A 5139-nucleotide genomic window follows, 5' to 3' on the forward strand; every position below is an offset into this window, starting at 1 on the left:
CTGCAAAAATACAGCTTGAAAACTGAATAAAGGGGAATAGACTGAATGAGAACTGCTTCACAAGGTCAAGCCCTCGACCGATTAGTACTGCCCAGCTCAACACGTCACCGTGCGTACACCTGCAGCCTATCTACCTCGTAGTCTTCAAGGGGTCTTACCTGATTGACTCAGTGGGATATCTTATCTTGAGGTCGGCTTCACGCTTAGATGCTTTCAGCGTTTATCCGTTCCGCACTTAGCTGCCCAGCTGTGCCACTGGCGTGACAACTGGTGCACCAGAGGTGCGTCCATCCCGGTCCTCTCGTACTAGGGACAGCTCCTCTCAAATATCCTGCGCCCACGACAGATAGGGACCGAACTGTCTCACGACGTTCTGAACCCAGCTCGCGTACCGCTTTAATTGGCGAACAGCCAAACCCTTGGGACCGAATTCAGCCCCAGGATGCGATGAGCCGACATCGAGGTGCCAAACCTCCCCGTCGATGTGGACTCTTGGGGGAGATCAGCCTGTTATCCCCAGGGTAGCTTTTATCCGTTGAGCGACGGCATTTCCACTCACATACCGCCGGATCACTAACTCCAACTTTCGTTCCTGCTCGACTTGTCAGTCTCGCAGTCAGGCTGGCTTGTGCGTTTACACTCTCTGGCATGGTTTCCGTCCATGCTGAGCCAACCTTTGAGCGCCTCCGATACCTTTTAGGAGGCGACCGCCCCAGTCAAACTGCCCACCTGACAATGTCCTCCGGCCGGTTTCACGGCCGCAAGTTAGAATTCCAGCACTACAAGAGTGGTATCCCAAGGTCGACTCCACCAAAGCTGACGCCTTGGCTTCCCTGTCTCCCACCTATCCTGTACATGTAATACCGAAATCCAATATCAGGCTGCAGTAAAGCTCCATGGGGTCTTTCCGTCTTGTCGCGGGTAACCGGCATCTTCACCGGTACTACAATTTCGCCGGGCGGGTTGTTGAGACAGTAACCAGATCGTTACACCATTCGTGCGGGTCGGAACTTACCCGACAAGGAATTTCGCTACCTTAGGACCGTTATAGTTACGGCCGCCGTTCACTGGGGCTTCGGGTCAAAGCTTGCACTCATCTCCTTAACCTTCCAGCACCGGGCAGGTGTCAGCCCCTATACTTCATCTTTCGATTTAGCAGAGACCTGTGTTTTTGCTAAACAGTCGCCTGGCTCTATTCTCTGCGGCTCATGTTTCCATGAGCACCCCTTATCCCTAAGTTACGGGGTCAATTTGCCGAGTTCCTTAACAACCCTTCTCCCGTTGGCCTTAGAATCTTCTTCCTACCTACCTGTGTCGGTTTGCGGTACGGGCACCTTAGTTATTCCCAGAGCTTTTCTCGCCTCCGTCCAAGCATGCTTCCCTACTAAATTTCAGTCCCTTACGCCCGGGTCTACCATCGCCCGGGTCATGCCCTTTCAGAGTGTCCCTCTGCTTAAAACTTTCGGTGGTTACGGAATCTCTACCGTATGTGCATCGGCTACGCCTTTCGGCCTCACCTTAGCTCCCGACTAACTTGGAGCGGACGAACCTTCCTCCAAAAACCTTAGGCTTTCGGCCATCATGATTCTCACATGATTCGCGCTACTCATTCCGGCATTCTCACTCCCATGCAGTCCACCACCGCTTCCGCTATGGCTTCACCCCGCATGCGACGCTCCCCTACCCATCATCAAAGACGATGCCCAAGCTTCGGTACAGGTTTTAGCCCCGTTACATTTTCGGCGCAGGGGCACTCGACTAGTGAGCTATTACGCACTCTTTTAATGTATGGCTGCTTCTAAGCCAACATCCTAGTTGTCTGTGCACCCCCACATCCTTTTCCACTTAAACCTGTTTGGGGACCTTAGCTGTGGGTCTGGGCTGTTTCCCTCTCGACTATGAAACTTATCTCCCATAGTCTGACTCCTGCGCATCGATTTTCCGGCATTCTTAGTTTGATAGGGTTCAGTAACCTCTCGGCCCCTAGCCCATTCAGTGCTTTACCTCCGGAAATCTAACGCAAGGCTAGCCCTAAAGCTATTTCGGGGAGAACCAGCTATATCCGGGTTCGATTAGAATTTCTCCGCTATCCACACCTCATCCGCCACTTTTTCAACAGGGGTCGGTTCGGTCCTCCATTGGGTCTTACCCCAACTTCAACCTGGACATGGATAGGTCACCCGGTTTCGGGTCATATACATGCAACTCTTTCGCCCTATTCAGACTCGGTTTCCCTGCGGCTTCAGGCCTTAAGCCCTTAACCTCGCTGCATACATACACTCGCCGGACCGTTCTACAAAAAGTACCATATCACACTTTGACGTGCTCTATGTGCTTGTAGGCACAGGGTTTCAGGTTCTATTTCACTCCCCTCCCGGGGTTCTTTTCACCTTTCCTTCACAGTACTATACGCTATCGGTCACCAGGTAGTATTTAGGCTTGGAGGGTGGTCCCCCCGGCTTCCCACGGGATTCCTCGTGTCCCGCGGTACTCTGGATCCTGCTCGGTGCGCTCGCTTTTCAGATACGGGGCTCTCACCCTCTCTGGCCGGCCTTCCCATGCCGTTCTCTTAAACTCGCACAATCCTAAATGCAGTCCTCAACCCCAAGGGTATTTCTACCCCTGGTTTGGCCTCTTCCGATTTCGCTCGCCACTACTTTCGGAATCTCGTTTGATTTCTCTTCCTCGCCCTACTTAGATGTTTCAGTTCAGGCGGTTCACCTCCTGCACCTATGTATTCAGTACAGGATACCTAGACATGACTCTAGGTGGGTTGCCCCATTCGGACATCCGCGGATCAATACTCATTTGCAGCTCCCCGCGGCTTTTCGCAGCTTATCGCGTCCTTCATCGTCTCCTGGTGCCAAGGCATTCGCCCTGCGCCCTTCTTAGCTTGACCTTTTTCTTCGGCTGTTCTCTCGACATAAATTGTAGTGTACCTAAAAGCTTTCGCCTCTAGTTACCCTTTAGATTTCTATCGCAGTCTATTGCTTTATTCAGTTTTCAAGGTGCACTTTTGCTTGAGGTTCCCTTGTCTTTGCCCGGTCTCCCGGGCCGTGGTGGGCTCAAGTGGACTCGAACCACCGACCTCACGCTTATCAGGCGTGCGCTCTAACCACCTGAGCTATGAGCCCATACTCAAGGGCGCTCCGCTTTCTTAGAAGTCAGTTTTCCTTGTCCCTCCCGCGATCGCCTCTCGGCTCTCGCGTCCACCAGTGGTGGAGATGAGGAGGCTCGAACTCCTGACCCCCTGCGTGCAAGGCAGGTGCTCTCCCAGCTGAGCTACACCCCCGTCTTCAACAAGGTTCCTCTTGCCTGAAAGTCTGTCTTCACAGACCTTCAAAATTGAACAATACTCAAAGCTCGAACTTCTCTCTTCCTTAGAAAGGAGGTGATCCAGCCGCACCTTCCGATACGGCTACCTTGTTACGACTTCACCCCAATCACCAGCCCCACCTTCGGCAGCGTCCCCCTTGCGGTTAGACTACTGACTTCGGGTGTTACCGGCTCTCATGGTGTGACGGGCGGTGTGTACAAGGCCCGGGAACGTATTCACCGCGGCATGCTGATCCGCGATTACTAGCAATTCCGACTTCATGCAGGCGAGTTGCAGCCTGCAATCCGAACTGAGACCGCTTTTATAGATTCGCTCCACCTCGCGGTTTTGCTGCTCATTGTTAGCGGCCATTGTAGTACGTGTGTAGCCCAGGTCATAAAGGGCATGATGATTTGACGTCATCCCCACCTTCCTCCGTTTTGTCAACGGCAGTCCCGTTAGAGTGCTCTTGCGTAGCAACTAACAGTAAGGGTTGCGCTCGTTGCGGGACTTAACCCAACATCTCACGACACGAGCTGACGACAACCATGCACCACCTGTCTTACCGTCCCCGAAGGGAACTCCCAATCTCTTGGGATAGCGATAGATGTCAAGACCTGGTAAGGTTTTTCGCGTTGCTTCGAATTAAACCACATACTCCACTGCTTGTGCGGGCCCCCGTCAATTCCTTTGAGTTTCAACCTTGCGGTCGTACTCCCCAGGTGGATTACTTATTGTGTTAACTCCGGCACGGAGGGAGTTATCCCCCCACACCTAGTAATCATCGTTTACGGCATGGACTACCAGGGTATCTAATCCTGTTTGCTCCCCATGCTTTCGAGCCTCAGCGTCAGTAAAAGCCCAGCAGGCCGCCTTCGCCACTGGTGTTCCTCCCGATATCTACGCATTCCACCGCTACACCGGGAATTCCGCCTGCCTCTACTTCACTCAAGAACCACAGTTTTGCGCGCAGTTCAGGGGTTGAGCCCCTGCATTTCACACGCAACTTATGATCCCGCCTACACTCCCTTTACACCCAGTAATTCCGGACAACGCTCGCCATCTACGTATTACCGCGGCTGCTGGCACGTAGTTAGCCATGGCTTCCTCCTGTGGTACCGTCATTATCGTCCCACAAGACAGAGGTTTACAATCCGAAAACCTTCTTCCCTCACGCGGCGTCGCTGCATCAGGGTTCCCCCCATTGTGCAATATTCCCCACTGCTGCCTCCCGTAGGAGTCTGGGCCGTGTCTCAGTCCCAATGTGGCCGTTCAACCTCTCAGTCCGGCTACTGATCGTTGCCTTGGTGGGCCGTTACCCCGCCAACTAGCTAATCAGACGCGAGCCCATCTCAGAGCGGATATAATCCTTTCTTGGCCAGGGGATGTCCCCCGACCACCGTATGCGGTATTAGCAGTCGTTTCCAACTGTTGTCCCCCACTCCGAGGCAGGTTGCTCACGTGTTACTCACCCGTCCGCCACTAACAACATCCATCTTCCTAGCAAGCTATTCCGTCGGATGTGTCCGTTCGACTTGCATGTGTTAGGCGCGCCGCCAGCGTTCGTCCTGAGCCAGGATCAAACTCTTTATCAAAGTTGTATCTAAACAGTGTTCCCACCGTTCAAACCTAAGCTCATTTCAAACTTGACGTTTAAAATTACTTCGCTTGGTGTTGTCTCTCAAAGAGACGCATCCAGTCCGTGATAGACCGGATTTTTAGGTCCGTTCAAGCTTCAGTATTGTTCAATTTTCAAGGTCCGTTCGGCATCTCGCCGTGCCTTTTATTATATCTCGCTGCCTTCTTTTTGTCAACCCCTTTTT

The 5139-nt window shown here is 52.9% G+C and carries 2 tRNA genes and 2 rRNA genes; all 4 read right to left on the reverse strand.

What is annotated here, in order from left to right:
* Positions 1-61 precede the first annotated feature (61 nt).
* A 23S ribosomal RNA gene (locus KQI11_RS12970) occupies positions 62-2899 on the reverse strand.
* Positions 2900-3057: 158 nt separating this feature from the next.
* A tRNA-Ile gene (locus tag KQI11_RS12975) sits at positions 3058-3134 on the reverse strand.
* 82 nt (positions 3135-3216) lie between these two features.
* Positions 3217-3292, reverse strand: a tRNA-Ala gene (locus KQI11_RS12980).
* 92 nt (positions 3293-3384) lie between these two features.
* Positions 3385-4911, reverse strand: a 16S ribosomal RNA gene (locus KQI11_RS12985).
* Together the 16S and 23S rRNA genes with 2 tRNA genes alongside form the textbook arrangement of a ribosomal RNA operon.
* Positions 4912-5139: the final 228 nt, after the last annotated feature.

The organism is Acetanaerobacterium sp. MSJ-12 (genome assembly GCF_018917875.1).
GTDB lineage: Bacteria > Bacillota > Clostridia > Oscillospirales > Ruminococcaceae > Bittarella > Bittarella massiliensis.